A 17,753-nucleotide genomic window follows, 5' to 3' on the forward strand; every position below is an offset into this window, starting at 1 on the left:
AGGACGCAATCGCGCTCACCCGACGCAGTGGGAGATAATGAGCTATGGGCATGACGACCATCAGGAGAATTCCTGACGCCGTACACAACGCGTTGAGAGCACAGGCCAAGCGGCACAACCGCAGTGCCGAGGCTGAGGTGCGCGACAAAACACCGGCCGAACCGATGAGGTTTGAGTGATCGTTCTGGATACCAGCGTTATTTCCGAGGCGATGAAACCCGAACCGAACCCTGCTGTCCGAGCGTGGCTCAATGAGCAATCGGCCGAAACGCGATACATGTCGACTGTCTCGCTGGCAGAGCTATTCTTTGGCGTCGCTGCCCTGCCCAACGGGAAACGCAAGGATATGCTGAGCGAGGCACTGAATGGTCTTATGGAACTGTTCAAGGGGCGGGTCTTGTCCTTTGACGCTGGCGCCGCTCGCAAGGCCGTGACCGCTAGATTGATGCCTCACAGCCGGCCACGGGTGAGCAACGATAACCCGTACTCAGAGTCGTTGTTTGCGTTCCAGGATCTGCACTTCGTCGTCGGCGGCTACGGAGTAATCGAGGTTTGCCAGCATCCAGTGCTTATCCGGATGGGAATGCTGCAGTACTGCATTCACCCGGCGCACTTTGCGGCCTGTCTGCTGGCTGTATTGCTCAGCTACGATGGGCTCCAGAACATGGCCCCAGTAGACCGGAGAGCTGGGGTCGTCGGAATCCGGCTTTGGCAAGATTGCATCCCGCCCGGTTTTGACCATCCACGGCTCAAGCTGGGATTGATAAGGGTTCATGCCAATGGCTGCGGAAGCATCGCAAGAGCACTGGGCTCAAACGGGGCTTTATGACGTTTTGATTTTGGTAAGGGGTGTTAAATCATAAGTGACATGGCCTGCTCTAGTGCACGGTTTTTTAACAGCAGCGCCGGTTCCGAACCAGGCCAATACGCTGATCGAAAATATGCAGCGTCAGCTATCTTGTTGGGTTCCTAGAAAAGCAGCGAGCTGAGTGCTGAGCTCGGAAACCTGACCACCCTGATCGAACCAGCTCCGAACTTGAAGGAAAGTACCCCACACCTGAGCGAGCTCCCATGACTGGTTCCGCTATATCGGCAGCGATTCTGGTTGAGAATCTTTCGTGCTCTAAATCTTGGGCCTGAGCCTCCAGTGCCCATCTCAGCAATTCCCGATTTCGTAACCCTGGCGAGTGATGTCGTGATGGCCGGCAGTGAGAACAGGCCCATCTGCACGCCCTGCCCCTCAGGGCCACTCCAGCAGGGGCCTCTCCAACAACAGGGAACGGCGTTGATTAATACCCCATTACGCCTGGCAGCCAGGTGGCTAGGCCCGGCACGGCGATCAGAAGCAAGATGGTGGCAATAATTGGCAGCAAGAAAGGCATTATGGCGCTGACCACTTGGCCGTAGCGTAGCCTCGTAATGCTCACCATTAAGAACAGCACCGTGCCAAACGGCGGGGTGATCACCCCCACCGAGAGCGTAATCACCATGACAATGCCAAAGTGCACGGGGTCTAGCCCAGCGCTTAGCGCAGCCGGCACTACAATCGGGGTAAAAATCAGGATGCTTTCGATCACCGACATAAAGCAGCCAATCAGCAGGAAGAACAGCGCAAAACAAAGCAGTAGCACCACCGTGGGCATATCGATGCTGGCCACCTGACCCGCCAATGCCTGAGGGATGCCCATGCGCACCAGTATCCATCCATAGAAGCTGGAAACGGCAATGATCAGCAGGATAACCGCGCTAAACTTCAAGGTGCGGTTAAAGGCCGTAAACAGATCCCGCCACTTCAAGTCGCGGTAGATCAGTCCGCCCAAAATCGCCGCGTAAAGCGAGGCAATCGCCCCCGCCTCAGTGGGCGTGAAGAAGCCGCCCCAAATACCACCGACGATTATCGCAGGCATCATCAACGGCAAAATAGCGCGCTTACCGGTGCGCGCTACTTCGCAAGCATCGAACGGGATGGGCTTGGGCATCACTACCTTGCCAGTTGCGCCTAGCAATACGGTCATACTCATCAGCAGCAGCGCCATCAAGATACCCGGCAGCAGGCCCGCCATAAACAATCCGCCGATGCTTACATTTGCTAGCCAGCCGTAGACAACCAGTGCAATGCTGGGCGGCAGAATTGGCCCGATAACACTGGATGCTGCAGTAATACCAGTAGAGTAACCTAGCTCATAGCCACGCTCTTTCATCGCCTTGATTTCAATGCTGCCAAGCCCAGCGGCGTCGGCCACGGCAGTGCCCGACATGGTCGCAAATATAGAGCTGGCCACCACGTTAGCGTGACCAAGGCCACCTTTGGTAAAGCCGACAAGCGCCGTTGCAAAGTCGAAAATCCGCGTGGTGGTGGAGCCAATATTCATAATATTGGCTGCCAGGATAAACAGCGGAATGGCCAGCAGTGTAAAGTTATTGAGCGTTTGCACCATTTTTAGTGACAATAGCTCAACGGGCAAACCGCCGGTACCTGTAGCCACTAAAGCGATGAACGAGGTCACCCCAATGGCAACAACAACGGGCAAGCCAATCGCCATGAGTACTAAAAGCCCACCGACAAAAATCAACAGTTCGACCATGGCTAATCCACCTCTTCTTCATGGTGTGCTTCTAGCCACGCTACCGGGCCGCGCAGGGTTTGCCACACGGCTATCAGAGCCATGCCCGCAAAGCTAAAAAAAACACCGTAGTAGAGGTAACTGAAACTAATGCCCAGAGAGACAGTTGTATTATTGGAACTCACGTCCGACATAATCCATGCACCCCAGGCAGCGAGGGCAAAAAAGCCGCAAGAGATCAGCGCGGTGAGTCGGTATTGGACGTTTTTAGCCAGTCCAGAGAGCCTATGGCTAAACAAATCAACGACGAGGTGCTCGCTGCGCACCCATGCGGATATCGACCCAAAGCCAATCGCGTAGATGATCAACATAGGCGCCATTTCTTCGGTCCAGGGCAGGCCCAGGGCTAGCAGGTCACGGGCAATAACGGCCGCCACAATCAGTAGTAGCATAGCTGCCATTAACGCTACGCCGACTCCATCACATAGGCGGGTTATCCAGCGCAGCGTATAAAAAGCAATTCGATCTGGCCCATTACTGGGCGCTACAGCGTCATCCACAGGAGAATTCCTCAGACTAGACCTAACGTTTTTGTCTCTTACGAAAATACAACGACGGCCCGATAGGCCGACGTTGTTCATTCCAAGCGTGTATTACTCGTTTTTGTCACCAAGTGCATCTTCGCGTACGCCGTCTGCCATCTCGGCCATTACACGATCAATCGCCGGTAACGCAGCTTTACGGAAAGACGTAACTTCCGGCCTTATAACGGTCATACCTTCATCCTGCAGCGCTTTCAGGTAGAACTCGTCAAGTTCACTTTCGCGATTAGAACCGTATTGGCGTGCCACGTCGACCGCTTTTTCAATCAGTGCTTGATCTTTCGCTTCCAGCCCATCCCACCAGCGCGCACTCGCTACCCAGCTCCATGGGAACTGGACGTGGCTGGTCATAATGATGTAATCCTGCACTTCCCACAGGCGGCGGGTGTAGGGCGAAGAAAGCGAGTTTTCATGACCGTCAACCTGGCCCGTTTGCATGGCGAGATAAATCTCTGGCGCGGGTACGCTCACCACCTGGGCGCCCATCTCTTTCCAGACTTCCATCCACACTGGCAGCGCAGGCAGGCGCAAACGGAAGCCCTCAAGGTCATCTGGTGAATTGATAGCCTTGTTGGCCGTCATATGCCGCGGACCACGGTGCTGGGTGCCGAAGAATTTAAGGCCCCCTTGGCTTTCCGCTTGCTTGATCATCGCTTGGCCGGAGGGACTTACCATATAGGCGTCCACTTCATCCCAGGTGGTGAAAACAAAGGGGACCGAGATGGCATCATACTCGGGCGCATACTGCTGACGCCAGTTACCGCCGGTCAGTGAGAGCTGGGTCTGGCCAAGGTTGAGCAATTCCAGGATAGCGTTCTCACCGCCCAGTGAACCCGCTAAAAAAGGACGCACCTCAAAGCGGCCTGGGGCCTGCTCTTCTAAATATTCGGCGAAGCGTTCCACAGCGGCACTTTCCGAGCCGCCCTCACTCATGGTGTTGTTGACTTGAATTTCGATCGGGGCTGCTAGGGCGAAGGGTGCCGCCGTTAGCATCCCAAGGGTAGCCAGCGTGGCAAACAGTTGTTTCCGCATAGGATCAATCTCTAAAGTTGTTATTGGGTGTGATTCTTCTCAGATGTTCTTATCGTGTCGCTCTGGTGGGACTCATTTGATATTGAAGCAAACAGTCAAGTGTCTCAAGTCCACGCTTATGAAGGGTGACTTCGTTAAAGACGATGGCTAGAAATGCCACTAGTGGGCTATTTTGACGAAGTTCATGCTGTCATACGACCAGAGATGAATGCCTATCGGCAGCTGTTGACTAACTCAATGGACAATTACGCTGCTTTCCAATCACAATTTATGTCGGGAACTTTCACCATGAACGAATCTACCCCTGTCGCCTTTATTACCGGCGCCACTTCCGGCATTGGACATGCCTGTGCCCATCGTTTCGCCCGGGCAGGCTGGGCGCTGGTGCTGACTGGCCGCCGCCAAGAGCGTTTAGATGCTCTTCAAGCAACGCTGGAAAAACTTGTACCTGTGCACACTGCCCAGTTGGATGTGAGCGACCCACACGATGTGGCTAAGGTGGTGGCAGAGCTGCCTGAGCCCTTTCAGCGTGTGCATGCGTTGATTAATAACGCAGGGCTTGCTCTTGGCAAAGGCCCCGCGCAAACCGCTGATTTAGATGACTGGTACCGCATGATCGATACCAATATCAAAGGGCTGATCACTGTCACTCGACATCTTCTTCCCAAACTGATCGCCGCAGGCCCAGGTGCAACAGTGATCAACCTGGGCTCTATCGCGGCCCATACACCTTACCCCGGCGGCCACGTTTACGGCGCCACCAAAGCATTTGTGAAACAGTTTAGCTACAACCTGCGCTGCGATGTCGGCCCCAAAGGAGTACGGGTCACCGACCTAGCGCCCGGCATGACGGCCAGTGAATTTACCCTAGTCCGTATGAAAGGTGACAGAAACATCGCCGATAGTTATTACGAAGGCACCCAGCCGTTACAGCCTGAAGATATTGCCGAGCAAGCTCTGCATGTGGCCTCGCTGCCTCCTCATGTCAATATCACGCTTTTAGAAGTTATGCCGCTTTGTCAACAGTGGTCAGCGCCTACGATACTCCGGGATTAACCTGCTTTTTCTTCTGAGTAAGGTGGTCCACTAAGTGTCGGGCAGTGACATGCAGCGAGCTATACCGGCGCATGCCAATTACCAATTCGCGCTGCGCCCAAGGGTCACTAAGCGGGATGCTTTTGAGCTGCAAATCGCCCAGATCACGGTAGATGGTTCGCTCAGGCAGTACACCAACGCCCATGCCGTGGTGAATCATGCGGCAAATGGCGTCGAAGCTACGTACCTGAATACGCATTCTCAGTGTTTTTGATGCCAAATTAGCCTGTTCATTCAACAGCGTTTGCAACGAAGCATCCTGCTGCAAGCCAATAAAATCGAAAGCCAGCGCTTCATTAAAGGCGATGCTTTCACGTCCAGCCAAAGGATGATCAATGGGTGTCATTAACATTAATCGATCTTGCCGGTACGAAAGCTGCTGGAGGTCAGGCGCCGCCACATGCTCGGCGAAAATACCGATATCAGTAAGTCCTTCGCGCACAGCGGTAATGATTTCGCTGCTTACCCGCTCTTCTAGATCAATTTTAATTTCGGGGTAGAGGCGGGAAAAGGCGCTGAGATCCTGTGGGAGAAACGCAATGATCGCCGACGTATTGGAGTGAATCCGCACATGGCCACGCACGCCTTCGCCATATTCGCTTAGTTCGGCCTGCAGTCGCTCAACGTTATCCAGAATACGCCGTGCATGGTGCAAACACGCTTGGCCTGCAGGGGTCAGTTCGACGCCTCTGGGGCGGCGATAAAATAGCGTAGTGCCCACCAGTGCTTCCAGGTCGCTTATCCGCTTGCTTACCGCAGCGAGTGCCAGATGTTCCCGCTCGGCAGCAGCTGTCAGGCGGCCTTCATCCGCCACGGCGATAAACAGTTGCAGAGTGACAAAATCGAAGCGACGCATAGAACAAACTCCAGGGAGGCAATCTGCATATGCTAGCGCACACCTTCGTCAGTCACGAACCCTTTGTTGCCGATTGCCGGATTGTCGGCCATGAACGGCTAACCCATACTGATGATTAACAATGACACCAATGAGTAGAGGAAAGCTTTATGAATGCTTCCGAAGAGCGCAAGCTTCCGTTACAGGGCTTAAAAGTGCTTGAGCTTGGCCAACTGATTGCGGGGCCTTTCGCGACCAAACTGTTGGGTGAATTCGGTGCCGACGTGATTAAAATCGAGCCGCCAGGAACCGGCGACCCGCTTCGCAAGTGGCGGATGCTAGAAGAGGGCACCTCGCTATGGTGGCACGTGCAAACCCGCAATAAGCGCTCGGTGGCACTGGATTTGCGTAGTAAAGAGGGGCAAGGCCTAGCACGTAAGCTCGCCGCCGAGGCAGACGTGGTGGTGGAAAACTTCCGTCCAGGCACCCTAGACAACTGGGGGCTGGGCTGGGAAGCGCTTTCGGCACTCAATCCACGACTAATTATGGTACATATTTCCGGCTTCGGGCAAACGGGGCCTTACCGCGACAAGCCCGGTTTTGGCGTGATTGGCGAAGCTATGGGTGGGCTACGTTACCTCACCGGCCAGCCGGGGGAGCCTTCGATGCGCGTGGGCGTGAGTATCGGTGATTCGCTTTCAGCCCTCTACGCGGTAATCGGTACCCTGTTGGCGCTTCAGGAGCGCAACCAAAGTGGCCTGGGCCAAGAGATTGATGTCGCGCTGTATGAGTCGGTGTTCGCGATGATGGAAAGCCTGCTGCCGGAGTTCGATGCCAGTGGCCATGTTCGCGAGCCCAGCGGCAGCGCTCTACCCGGTATTACTCCTTCAAACGCCTACCGCTGCCAGGGTGGCGATTACGTGCTGATTGCCGGCAACGGCGACAGTATCTTCAAGCGCTTGATGGGCGTGATTGGCCGAGAAGACCTAGCCAGTGATGAGTCGTTGACTCATAACGATGGGAGGAGTGAGCAAGCCGAGATGATCGATGCGGCGATTCAGGCTTGGGCCGAAGAGCGCTCACGGGATGCCATTCTTCAAGCCTTGGATGACGCCCGCGTGCCTGCAGGCTACCCCTATACTGCGGAAGATATCGCCCACGACCCCCACTATTTGGCCCGGGAGATGATTCAAACCTTTACTCGCCCCAACGGCAAACCGCTGAAAGTACCAGGTGTTCTTCCTAAGCTTAGCGCTACCCCCGGACGACTCGGGGACGGCGGACCCTCTCTTGGTCAACATACCGACGACGTGTTGGATGAGATGGGGATTGATCAACAAACTCGCGCCAAACTGCGCCAAGCAGGAATTATATAAGGAGAGCACCATGAGTCAACCATTGCCCTGCCCTTTAAAGGTAGAAATTAATGAGGTTGCCCCCCGGGATGGCCTGCAGATTGAGGCGCGCTTTGTACCCACAGAAGAGAAAATTCGCTGGATCGATGCGCTGTCAGCCACTGGCCTGCGGCGTATCGAAGCGACTTCTTTTACTTCACCAAAAGCGATTCCCACCCTCAGGGACGCCGCTGACGTTATGACCGCCATTCAACGCCGGGAAGGGGTCGACATGACGGTTCTGGTGCCAAACATGAAAGGCACCGAGCGGGCGCTCGCCTGCCAAGTCGACGAAATTAATCTAGTAATGTCAGCTAGCAAAAGCCACGGCCTAGTCAATTTGCACATGACACCGGAGCAGTCTCTTGAACAGTTCGCGACTATTTTGAATGTCAGCAAAAACAGCGGCGTGTTTATCAACGCTTCGCTCTCCACGACCTTTGGTTGCCCGTTTGAAGGCGAGGTACCCGAGGCGCGGGTATTGGAACTGATTGCAAAACTGATCGCCTTGGGCATTCAGGGCGTAACGCTATGCGATACCACCGGCATGGCCAACCCTGCCCAGGTAAAGCGTCTCTGTGAAGTAGTACTTAGGCGCTGGCCAGAAACACCTTTTACACTGCACTTTCACAACACTCGCGGCATGGGCCTGGCGAACGCGCTGGCGGCCTGGCAGGCTGGCATTAAACGCTTCGACGCTTCATTAGGTGGAATGGGCGGCTGCCCCTTCGCCCCGGGTGCCACCGGCAATGTATGCACCGAAGACCTTGTGCATATGTTTGAAACCATGGGCGTAGACACCGGCGTCGATTTAGATGCATTACTTGCGGTGGCCTCCACCCTCCCCGACCTCATTGGCCACGACGTGCCAGGGCAGGTGGTGAAAGCAGGAAAATCGACTCGCCGTTATTCAATGCCAGCAGCCCATGTCTGAGCGCTAGTCCTGAGTAGACCTATCCAAAAGCATGCATTTTCAGCCAGCTCAGCTCGCATCTGGCGGTTAGAGCAGAGCTAATTGGCCTCAAAAAGTCGGAATAACACTCAAAACAGGCACTTTTTATGCTCAGCCAGCGTGCGTTAACCTACCTAAACGAAGTCATTCGCCGCGGGTCCCTAAGGCGCGCTGCGGCCCATCTGAATGTCGATGCTTCTGCCGTTAGCCGTCAATTAAAAGCGCTTGAAGAAGAGCTAAATACCCGACTATGTGAGCGGCACGGGCGTGGAATGCGGGCGACCGCAGCAGGTCAACTACTTGTTCATCATTTTCATGCCCAGCGGGCTTCAGAAGAAGCCGTACTTTCTCAACTCATGGCACTTCAAAACTTAGTAAAAGGGGAAGTTCGCATTGCCGTGGGGGAAGGATTTATTGCTGATCTGATCGCCGCACCTTTGGGCACGTTCATGTCAGCGTTTACAGGTATTAATGTAGAAATTCGCATGGCCGGCGTTAACGAAGCAATGTCACTACTCAAAGATCGTGAAGTCGATATAGCGCTACTTTACGCACCGCCGGTAGATCCGCAGTTTTTCTGCCATGTGGAAACGCGCCAGCCACTCGATGTCATTGTTCCTCCTAATCATTCGTTAATTGAGCTGAATCGACCCGTAACGCTGAATGATCTAAAAGGTTGGCCTCTTGCGTTAATGGATAATCCTTTCGGTATGCGGCAAATGGTCAACATGGCAGCTCACCAGGAGCGTGTTCACCTTGAAGCTCGCCTTCATACGAATTCTGTATCCGTTTTAAAAAATTTCGTCCGTTCAGGAATCGGAGTTACGTTTATGCCGGAGCTCACAGTAATGGATGAAATAAAGCGCGGAGAAATTTTCACCCTACCTATGCAGTATCCCGTTATGAACGACGCCCACGCGCAAATTGTGAGCCTAAAGGGCCAAGAATTAACGATAGCGTCGGCTGCCTGTATCGATCATTTACAAAAAGGTATGCGGTTTTTCTCGGCTGACGCACCTCGACTGTTGCAATAAAGTCCACGCTTCAGGTATTGCATAGTCAACACTTCAACACCTAATCTTCTAACAGGCACCCCGATAAATTTGTGGGTTCGCACGTAGTACCTCGTAACTAATGACAGTAAAACAGGAAAATTACTATGATGACGCAAAACTTTTCACCCAAGCGACTCATCTCGGCTTGCCTAGTGGGTTCCGCCTTAATAGCCGGAAACGCCCTTGCAGCAACCACGATTAACCTGAGCTACAACGGAGCCCCTGACCTAGAAAAGAACGCCGTGCACGTTTTTGCCACTAATCTAAAAGAGTTGGTTGAAGAAAAAACCAACGACCAGCTTCAGTTAGCCCTGTATCCCAACAGTATGCTGGGAGAAGAGCAGGAGCGCATGGAGCAGACTATGAGCACACCGTCGCTCAACGTAGCATCCTTTGCTGGAGTTTCACCTCTCGTCGATGAAATATTCGTCAGTGCTATTCCATTCCTGTTCGACGATTTTGCTGCGGCACGCAGGTTCTTTGATGACGGCCAGTATTGGCAAGGCGTCGGCGATGTTTTACAGGAGCGCGCCGGTATCGATATGTTGGCGGTCGTGGAAGAGGGAGGGTTTTTGGCGTTCACCAACAACAAAAAACCCATCAGCCGCCCTGAAGACTTTCAAGGTCTCCGCTTCCGCGCGATGGACCCGAGTCAGGTAGCACTCTATGAGGCATTTGGTGCGTCCGGCACACCCATTCCCTGGACCGAAACTTATATGGCCCTGCGGACGGGTGTAGCTGACGGCCAAATGAACCCGCCGATGTACATTGCCCTGGGCAGCCTTCATGAAGTGCAAAAGTACCTGACCCTTGCAAATATTCAATACTCCAACCAATTTCTTGTTGGTAATAGCGAGATGATTGCAAATTGGGACGAGGAGATTCGCAGTGCCTTTATGGAAGCCGTCGCCGAGGCTAACCAAAATGCCAGAGAGCATAACGAGGATCAGGTTGAAAAGCGTATCGCTTTCCTGGAGGAGCAAGGCATGGAAGTTATTCGCCCTTCTGAAGAAGACCTGACTGCTTTCCGCAACATTGGCCAGCCCGCCTATCTTAAATGGCTAACAGAGCGTGACATTGAGCAACGCTGGATTGATATGGCGCTGAAAGATGCAGGCATGAGCGGTCTGCTCGACTAACAACGGCGAATACCTTTGCCGCGGCAGAGGGCTGGTGCCTCGCCAGCCCTCTATTTTTTTGTGCTTAATGGAAAGCTGCAATGCTCAATAAGCTTCGATTCCGCCTACTGGCTATAAGCTGTCCGTCCACCCTAACCCTGGCGGGGGCTTTATTATCTCTCAATGTTGCGGCCATTTTGTTTGGCGTTTTTGCACGCTACATAGCGGGTGGCGCCCCTATATGGACAGATGAGCTCTCTCGCTTCTTGATCATAGCCACCGTTATGATCGCGGCTGGTGCCGTCTGGTCGGAAGGAGGCCACATGCGCGTCGGTCTCCTGGAAAAACTGCTTCCCGCTCCATTTGCTCGTTTGCTGAATCTGTATCAATGGCTGCTTACTCTGCTAATAGCCGTGGGAGCAGCATGGGTAAGCTACCGCTATGCGTTATCGGTCAGCATGTTTACCACGTCCGGGCTTGGCATTAGCCGCACAGTGCCACTGCTTTCGTTACCCTTTGGCTTTTTATTACTGGCTTGGCATGTGCTGCTCTACGGACCTGCCCCCCTCAAGTCCATAGAGGACCAGATATGATTCTCAGCATGCTGGTCGTTTTTCTTATCCACGTTTTACTGGGTCTTCCTTTATTCATCGCATTGATTACAACAGCGATAGTAGGTTTTTTGTTTGTTGACCCCTCGATGATTCCACGGATGATGCCTCAGCAATTTTTTAGCGGTATTAATGTTTTTTCGCTGATGGCTATTCCGTTATTCATCTTCGCCGGTAATCTGATGAACGTCAGTGGGTTAACGGAACGTTTGATGGGGCTGGCACGCCTGATGGTTGGGCACTTACGGGGAGGCATGGGCCACGTCAACGTCGTTTCGAGTGTTTTCTTTGCGGGCATTAATGGCTCAGCGGTGGCCGACACGTCGGCACTCGGTTCGCTTTTGGTACCCGCTATGGAGAAAGAAGGATACTCAAGGGCCTTTTCGGCAGGCCTGACAGCGGGCAGCTCGTTGATCGGCCCGATCATTCCGCCCAGTATATTTATGATTCTCTACGCCTCACTGACGAACACCTCAGTTGGAGATCTTTTTCTGGCGGGCGTTATACCGGGCCTCCTGCTAGGTGTTGCATTCATGGGAATGAACGCTTGGTATGCCTGGCGCCATCGATTGCCAAAAAATGGCAAGTTGCCATCGCTCGGCCAGCTTGGAGTAGCGTTTTTAGCGGCCCTGCCCGCGCTTATCGCGCCCTTCATTATCGTTGCAGGCATTGTGTTTGGTTTTGTTACCCCTACGGAATCGGGAGCGTTGACAGCTCTCTATGTCGCCTTATGCGGTGTCTTTCTTGGTGGGTTACGTTTGAAAGAGTGCTGGAAAGCTATCGTTGATACGGCACGCCTAACCTCTGCGATTTTTCTGATTATGGCGGCTTCCGCTACGATTAGCTGGCTACTCTCGTATGCTCAAGTTCCAGCGCAATTCGTGTCACTGCTTTCTCCCTATGTGGACAACGGCGTCGTCATTTTATTAATGCTCAGCGTTATCACCTTCTTCACGGGGATGTTTATGGAGGAGGTGTCGGCATTGATGTTACTAACGCCAGTCTTTGCGCCAGTGGCTATGATGGCAGGAATTGATCCCGTCCATCTCGGTGTCATCATCACTCTGAATATTACGATTGCCTTAATAACACCACCGTTGGGCGCCTGCGTTTTCGTGGCCGCGGCCGTTAGTCGGCTTGAGATCGTCTCACTGTTCAAAACCATTTGGCCCTTTGTGCTAACGGCTATTGCGGTACTTATTCTACTAATCCTTTTTCCACCGCTAACGCTGTGGCTCCCTACCCTATTTGGATAAGACAATGCCTTTAAATACACTATTGAATGCCTTGCCACCTATACCCACTCTCCCAGCCCCGTGCTGGGAACAGCTACGCTGCGCACCTATTAGAGACAACGGTGAGCGCCTGGTACCGATGAGCCTCGCGCCGGCACCAGTCAATGTGTTTCCCGCCTACGCTCGGATGGGCATTCCTGGTGCAGTACAGGAGTGTTTTGTGCGTGAAGGTGTCTATCGGGCTTTGCTAGCCGCAGCGCGCAGCTTACCCAACGGTATCGGTATAATCGTGCTGGACGGTTGGCGCCCGTGGCAGGTACAGCAGTATTTATTCGATACCCTGCATGAAGCGATTCAGCACCAACAACCTGGCCTCAGCGAAGCAGCTCTGCTTGAACGAACAAGAGAGTTCGTCTCAGTACCAAGCCGCGATCCTTTAGCTCCCAGCCCTCACCTCACCGGCGGCGCCGTCGATGTCACGCTTTGCGATGCCGATGGTTTGCCTTTAGACATGGGCACTTTGTTTGACGAGGCACTGCCAGCCTCCCACAGCGACTATTTCGAGCACCTAAAAACACTGACGCCGCAGCAACAAAAAGCGCGAGATCATCGCCGCTTGCTTTACCACTCCATGCATCAGCACGGCTTCACCAACCTACCCAGCGAGTGGTGGCATTACGATTTCGGCGATCAACTATGGGCGTATTATGGAGCCCATGACCACGCCTGTTACGGCCCAGCCGAGCTGGACACCATTAAAAATCGCTGGAGTAAACAGCTAGGATAATTGTGTAACGAACACCAGCCTAGTGTAGTTATGAAGTGGTTCAATGATCTCGGACATCAACCAAAACGGCAATATTGCCGCCCATCGCCCAAGTATAAGCGCCTCAATCAAAGTAGAGTCATCGCCCGGCAAGCTTCGTTCGTAATCTCCTGGACATCAACAAAACGACACACTCATGCCCCCATTACTGATTGATCAGAAGCATAAGGATAATCTTGCGAGAACGGGCGTAAGCCGGCAGTTCCAGCAAGAGCTGAGGTGCAGTCACGCAGGCGAAACCGGTGCGGTGTGGATATATCGTGGCATCCTGGCCGCACGGCCGACCGGAGCTCTGCTGGAGTTTGCAAGGGAACATCTGCAAACCGAGCAGCAGCACTTGGGTATGTTCGATGACCTCAGTGTTTGTTACCGCCGCAGTTTGATGTTGCCACTGTGGCGATTGGCAGGATTTCTGACTGGATTTCTGCCTTCTTTAGTCAGCAAAAACGCTGTCTTTGCCACCATCGAAGCCGTCGAAACCTTTGTTGACTTGCATTACCAGGCCCAAATCCAATCACTCAACTCTTGCGTTCATCGCGAGGTCGAGCGGGCGATACTGGATCTGTTTGAAACCTGCCGCCTGGATGAGGTGGCACACAGAGATGACGCAGCCCAAAGGCGTACCGGGAAACCGACAGCCAGCATGAGCCTTTGGACGACCATGGTGGGCGGGGGCTCCCGAAGTGCCGTCAGTTTGGCGCGATTCCTTTAGATAAGAGGTCACCGGTTGGGGCTGGATAAACACTTCACCGAGTGCCCGGGATGAGTTGACCAGTACAATTCCGGCACTCCCCTCCCGCCTCATAGCAAAAAAGATCAGTGCTCGGCCGCTTGCGCCATAACAGGGCTCCCTCGCCATCACCGCCTCAAAAGAAGGCAAGTTTCTTTAACCCTTGTCTGTTTCAGTGAACCGAAACCTGTGTTCAAGAGACTTCTGTCGTTCAGGCTCAAATATTGCCTACTACCTTGAGGCGAACTCAAGGAGCGCAGTATGAGTAACGGGCTATGAGCGAAAAAGAAGCCATCGATGTGCTCTGGCTAATTCTGGCCGGCATTCTCGTACTTACCATGCAAGCAGGTTTTCTGTGCCTGGAGTCGGGCCTGACCCGCAGCAAAAATGCCATTAACGTAGCGCTGAAAAACGCCTTTGATCTGCTGGTGGTGATGGCGGTTTACTGGTTCATCGGCTTTAACCTGATGTTCGGGGAGCACAGTGCCTGGGCCCTGGACTGGCGCTGGGTCGCAACCGACTTCAGTCAGCTGGACTTCTGGGATGCGGGCTTTTTCTTTTTCCAGATGACCTTCTGCGCCACCGCCGCCACCATCGTGTCCGGGGCCATTGCTGAGCGCAGCCGCTTTATTACCTATGTTCTGGTCACCATTCTGATTGCCGGCGTAATCTACCCGGTAGTGGGACACTGGAGCTGGAGCGGCATATTCAATGGCAGTAATGGCTGGCTCCAGCAAAAGGGCTTTGTGGATTTTGCCGGCAGCAGTGTCGTGCATGGGGTCGGTGGCTGGGTGGCCTTGGCGGCGGTGATCGTCATCGGCCCGCGCCAGGGGCGTTTCAAAGACGGCCAGGTCCGAGAGATTTCCGGCAGTAACCTGCCCATGGCTATGCTGGGCCTGATGTTCTTTATTATCGGCTGGCTAGGCTTTAACGGTGGGAGTGTGCTGGCGTTTGATGCCCGGGTACCCGGCATCATGGTTAATACCCTGATGGCCGCGGCGACAGGCGGCATGGTCGCTTTGTTGATCAGCTATTGCTTGTCTGGCCGCCACCGGGTGACGACCATGACGATCAACGGCACCCTGGCCGGACTGGTCGCCATCACCGCTGGAGTGCACAGCGTTTCAACCCTGGCGGCCATGGTGATTGGCGCCCTGGGCTGTCTTTGCATGCTGGCAGCGGAACAGTTGTTACTCAAATTTGAACTGGATGACCCTGTTGGCGCCGTCCCGGTACATCTGGTGGCGGGTATCTGGGGAACGTTGGCGGTGGCGTTTTTTGGCCGAGCGGAACAGCTGCAAACCGGCTTATCCTTCAGCGGACAGCTCCAGGCACAGCTCTTTGGCATTGTGGCCATCGGCTTGTTCAGCTTTTCTCTGGCCCTTGTGTTTCTGTGGCTGCTCAAGCAACTGATGCCTCTCAGGGTCAGTGCAGAAGGGGAACGAGACGGGCTTAACGTATCTGAACATGGGGCCCGAACCGAGTTGGTAGACCTGTTACAGGCTATGGCTGGGCAGGAGAAAAGCGGCGACCTGCAGCATAAGGTTCACGCTGAGCCTTTCACCGAAGTCGGGCTGATCGCAGCCCAGTACAATCGGGTGATGGCCAGGCTGAACCAGGTGATCACCCGCACTCGCCTGATTGTGCGCGACATCCGCGATGGGGTGATCACCTTCAACAGCAAAGGAATTATTTCCAGTGTTAATCCCGGCGCGGAGCACCTGTTTGCGCGCTCCCGGGCGCAACTGATAGGCCAATCCACGGCATTATTGTTGCACAGAAACAATAGCGCCCTGTATACCCATGCCAACCCGGAACAGGTTTTTCCGCGCTTGGCCGCCAGCGAAAATGTCGGTCCCCATGAACTCATCGCGCGGGGGGCCGATGATCAGCCCTTCTACATTGAAGTCACTACGGCCGCCAGCCCCACCGAAGCGGGCGTACAATACAGCGCAGTTATCCGGGATATCAGTGAGCGCAAGCGCATTGAGGAGCAGTTGCACCGCCACTCGGAGCTGGCTCAGGTGACCCTTGAAGCGATTACTGAGGGCGTCATTACCTTTGATGCACAAATGCACACGGTCTATTTGAATCCCATTGCCGCCGCGCTGACCGGCTGGTCCTCCCAACAGGCGTTTGGTAAACCCGCCGAGCACATATTGTGTTTAAAGAGTATCGAAGGGGACAACATGGCGGTATTGCCCCTGTTTCAGCAACAGAAAAAGCAATGCCTGCAGTTGATTAAAAAAGGCGGCAAGTTTTCTGATATTGAACTGACTCCGGCCCCCTTGCACAACCATGCAGGTGAGCCGGTGGGGTGGGTTGTGGTGATGCAGGATGTCACAAACAGTAAACTGTTGCAGCAGCAACTGAGTTTTCAGGCGATACATGACCCCCTCACCGGGCTGATCAACCGGCGCGAGTTTGAACGTTCTCTGCAGAGCCTGATTCAGGATGTCGAGCACAATGCCAGTGAGCATCTGCTGTGTTATCTGGACTTGGACCAGTTCAAGATCGTCAACGACACCTGCGGACACCAGGCCGGTGACGAATTATTGAAACAACTGGCCAACACCCTCAAACCCCTACTGCGCCAAAGTGACATCCTGGCACGCTTGGGCGGCGACGAGTTCGGTGTATTGCTCAGTCACTGTCCTTTAAACCAGGGCCAAGAGATTGCAGAACAACTGCGCGAAGCGGTCTGTGGATTTCATTTTTCCTGGGACGGTCAAGTGTTCGCCGTGGGTGTCAGTATCGGCATAGTGCACCTAACCCAACCCTGCGGTGATCTGGGTATCATGCTGAGCAAAGCGGATACCGCCTGTTATCTGGCGAAAAACCTGGGGCGTAACCGGGTGCACCTGCACCTGCCCGACAGCAGCGAAGTCAAACTACAGACCGATCAAGTGCAGTGGGTTAACCGCATTCGACAAGCCCTCAATGAAGATCACTTCCGTCTGTTTTGCCAGCCTATCATGGCGTTGGATCAGGCGGATGCTGACCCGACCCACTATGAGATTCTGTTGCGGCTTAAGGATGCGCGGGGGCACATGGTGCCGCCCGGCGCGTTTCTGCCTTCAGCGGAGCGGTTTAACCTGATGCCACAGATAGACCTCTGGGTCATCCGTAACACCTTAGCCTGGATGGGCGGTCAGTTGCGTGGCAGTCATCTTGACCTGCACTGTGCGATCAACCTGTCCGGGGCCTCCATCGGCCATCCCGAGTGTCTGCAAACCATTCGCGAGCAGCTGACCAAACACCGGGTGCCAGCCCACCGGGTCTGTTTTGAGATCACGGAAACAACCGCCATGGCGGACCTGAAAAAGGCCCAGGATTTTATCGGCGAGCTTAGAACTCTGGGCTGCAAGTTTGCCCTGGATGATTTTGGCAGTGGCCTGTCATCCTTCGGGTATTTGAGGCATCTGTCGGTAGATTACCTCAAAATTGACGGCATTTTTATCCGTGAGTTGGCGCAGAGCCCTATCGACCGGGCGATAGTGGACTCCATCAATACCATCGGGCACATTATGGGCTTAAAGACCGTTGCCGAATTTGTGGAGGATGGCGCCACCCATGAGATATTGCACCAACTGGGAGTCGATTATGCCCAAGGCTACCATCTGGGCCGGCCACAACCGCTGGAAAGCCTGGGGAATGCGCATGTAATGCCCCGTTAAGCGTGGCGACCTAAAAACTATCTCACC

Annotated in this window: 15 protein-coding genes and 2 pseudogenes; 12 read left to right on the forward strand and 5 right to left on the reverse strand. The window is 54.1% G+C overall.

Features of this window, described 5'->3' with window-relative positions; translation table 11 throughout:
- Positions 1-50: 50 nt before the first annotated feature.
- Both MELB17_RS26090 and MELB17_RS08105 read left to right on the forward strand, forming a co-directional pair.
- Positions 51-179, forward strand: coding sequence for a FitA-like ribbon-helix-helix domain-containing protein (locus tag MELB17_RS26090; RefSeq protein WP_007349696.1), 129 nt, complete (start codon positions 51-53; stop codon positions 177-179).
- A pseudogene (locus tag MELB17_RS08105) lies at positions 176-430 on the forward strand (PIN domain-containing protein); the annotation flags it as partial. The gene MELB17_RS26090 and the pseudogene MELB17_RS08105, both read left to right, overlap by 4 nt.
- Before the next feature lie 69 nt (positions 431-499).
- Here the strand turns inward: MELB17_RS08105 and MELB17_RS23655 are convergent.
- From MELB17_RS23655 to MELB17_RS08120, 4 genes and pseudogenes are all read right to left on the reverse strand, one after another.
- Positions 500-802 (reverse strand): annotated as a pseudogene (locus MELB17_RS23655) (YqaJ viral recombinase family protein); the annotation flags it as partial.
- A gap of 487 nt (positions 803-1,289) precedes the next feature.
- Positions 1,290-2,585 carry a TRAP transporter large permease gene (locus MELB17_RS08110; protein WP_007349699.1) on the reverse strand — a complete coding sequence of 432 codons (1,296 nt, stop codon included), beginning with the start codon at positions 2,583-2,585 and terminating at the stop codon, positions 1,290-1,292.
- A gap of 2 nt (positions 2,586-2,587) precedes the next feature.
- Positions 2,588-3,124 carry a TRAP transporter small permease gene (locus MELB17_RS08115; RefSeq protein ID WP_007349700.1) on the reverse strand — a complete coding sequence of 179 codons (537 nt, stop codon included), beginning with the start codon at positions 3,122-3,124 and terminating at the stop codon, positions 2,588-2,590.
- 93 nt (positions 3,125-3,217) lie between these two features.
- Entirely contained in the window at positions 3,218-4,198 is a 981-nt protein-coding gene (locus tag MELB17_RS08120; protein WP_007349701.1) for a TRAP transporter substrate-binding protein, read from the reverse strand.
- A gap of 288 nt (positions 4,199-4,486) precedes the next feature.
- Here MELB17_RS08120 and MELB17_RS08125 point away from each other — a divergent pair, with 288 nt between their 5' ends.
- The gene (locus MELB17_RS08125; RefSeq protein ID WP_036184146.1) at positions 4,487-5,254 is read left to right on the forward strand and encodes an SDR family NAD(P)-dependent oxidoreductase; all 768 of its coding nucleotides are present in this window, start codon (positions 4,487-4,489) and stop codon (positions 5,252-5,254) included.
- On the opposite strand, the gene MELB17_RS08130 is transcribed toward MELB17_RS08125, so the two are convergent.
- A complete protein-coding gene (locus MELB17_RS08130; RefSeq protein ID WP_007349703.1) occupies positions 5,235-6,149 on the reverse strand; it encodes a LysR family transcriptional regulator in 915 nt (304 codons plus the stop codon). The genes MELB17_RS08125 and MELB17_RS08130 overlap by 20 nt on opposite strands.
- Before the next feature lie 149 nt (positions 6,150-6,298).
- On the opposite strand from MELB17_RS08130, the gene MELB17_RS08135 reads away from it, so the two are divergent.
- The 9 genes from MELB17_RS08135 to amt all read left to right on the forward strand — a co-directional run bounded on the left by MELB17_RS08135 (position 6,299) and on the right by amt (position 17,726).
- Complete coding sequence (locus tag MELB17_RS08135; protein ID WP_007349704.1) at positions 6,299-7,504, forward strand: CaiB/BaiF CoA transferase family protein; 1,206 nt, start codon at positions 6,299-6,301, stop codon at positions 7,502-7,504.
- Between the two features lie 10 nt (positions 7,505-7,514).
- Positions 7,515-8,456 (forward strand): hydroxymethylglutaryl-CoA lyase, encoded by a 942-nt coding sequence (locus tag MELB17_RS08140; RefSeq protein WP_007349705.1) that lies wholly within the window; start codon positions 7,515-7,517, stop codon positions 8,454-8,456.
- Positions 8,457-8,581: 125 nt separating this feature from the next.
- Positions 8,582-9,508: a LysR family transcriptional regulator gene (locus tag MELB17_RS08145; RefSeq protein WP_007349706.1), complete on the forward strand. Its 927-nt coding sequence runs from the start codon at positions 8,582-8,584 to the stop codon at positions 9,506-9,508.
- 125 nt (positions 9,509-9,633) lie between these two features.
- Positions 9,634-10,668, forward strand: coding sequence for a TRAP transporter substrate-binding protein DctP (dctP, locus tag MELB17_RS08150; RefSeq protein WP_007349707.1), 1,035 nt, complete (start codon positions 9,634-9,636; stop codon positions 10,666-10,668).
- 80 nt (positions 10,669-10,748) lie between these two features.
- On the forward strand, positions 10,749-11,240 hold the full coding sequence (locus tag MELB17_RS08155) for a TRAP transporter small permease (RefSeq protein ID WP_007349708.1): 492 nt from the start codon (positions 10,749-10,751) through the stop codon (positions 11,238-11,240).
- Entirely contained in the window at positions 11,237-12,514 is a 1,278-nt protein-coding gene (locus MELB17_RS08160; RefSeq protein WP_007349709.1) for a TRAP transporter large permease, read from the forward strand. The genes MELB17_RS08155 and MELB17_RS08160 overlap by 4 nt, the downstream gene beginning before the upstream one ends.
- Before the next feature lie 199 nt (positions 12,515-12,713).
- The gene (locus MELB17_RS08165; RefSeq protein WP_264673222.1) at positions 12,714-13,280 is read left to right on the forward strand and encodes a M15 family metallopeptidase; all 567 of its coding nucleotides are present in this window, start codon (positions 12,714-12,716) and stop codon (positions 13,278-13,280) included.
- A 175-nt stretch (positions 13,281-13,455) separates the two neighbouring features.
- A complete protein-coding gene (locus tag MELB17_RS08170) occupies positions 13,456-14,031 on the forward strand; it encodes a demethoxyubiquinone hydroxylase family protein (RefSeq protein WP_007349711.1) in 576 nt (191 codons plus the stop codon).
- A gap of 293 nt (positions 14,032-14,324) precedes the next feature.
- On the forward strand, positions 14,325-17,726 hold the full coding sequence (gene amt / locus MELB17_RS08175; protein ID WP_007349712.1) for an ammonium transporter: 3,402 nt from the start codon (positions 14,325-14,327) through the stop codon (positions 17,724-17,726).
- The last annotated feature ends 27 nt before the right edge of the window (positions 17,727-17,753 follow it).

The sequence above is a fragment of the Marinobacter sp. ELB17 genome, assembly GCF_000169375.1.
Taxonomy (GTDB): domain Bacteria; phylum Pseudomonadota; class Gammaproteobacteria; order Pseudomonadales; family Oleiphilaceae; genus Marinobacter.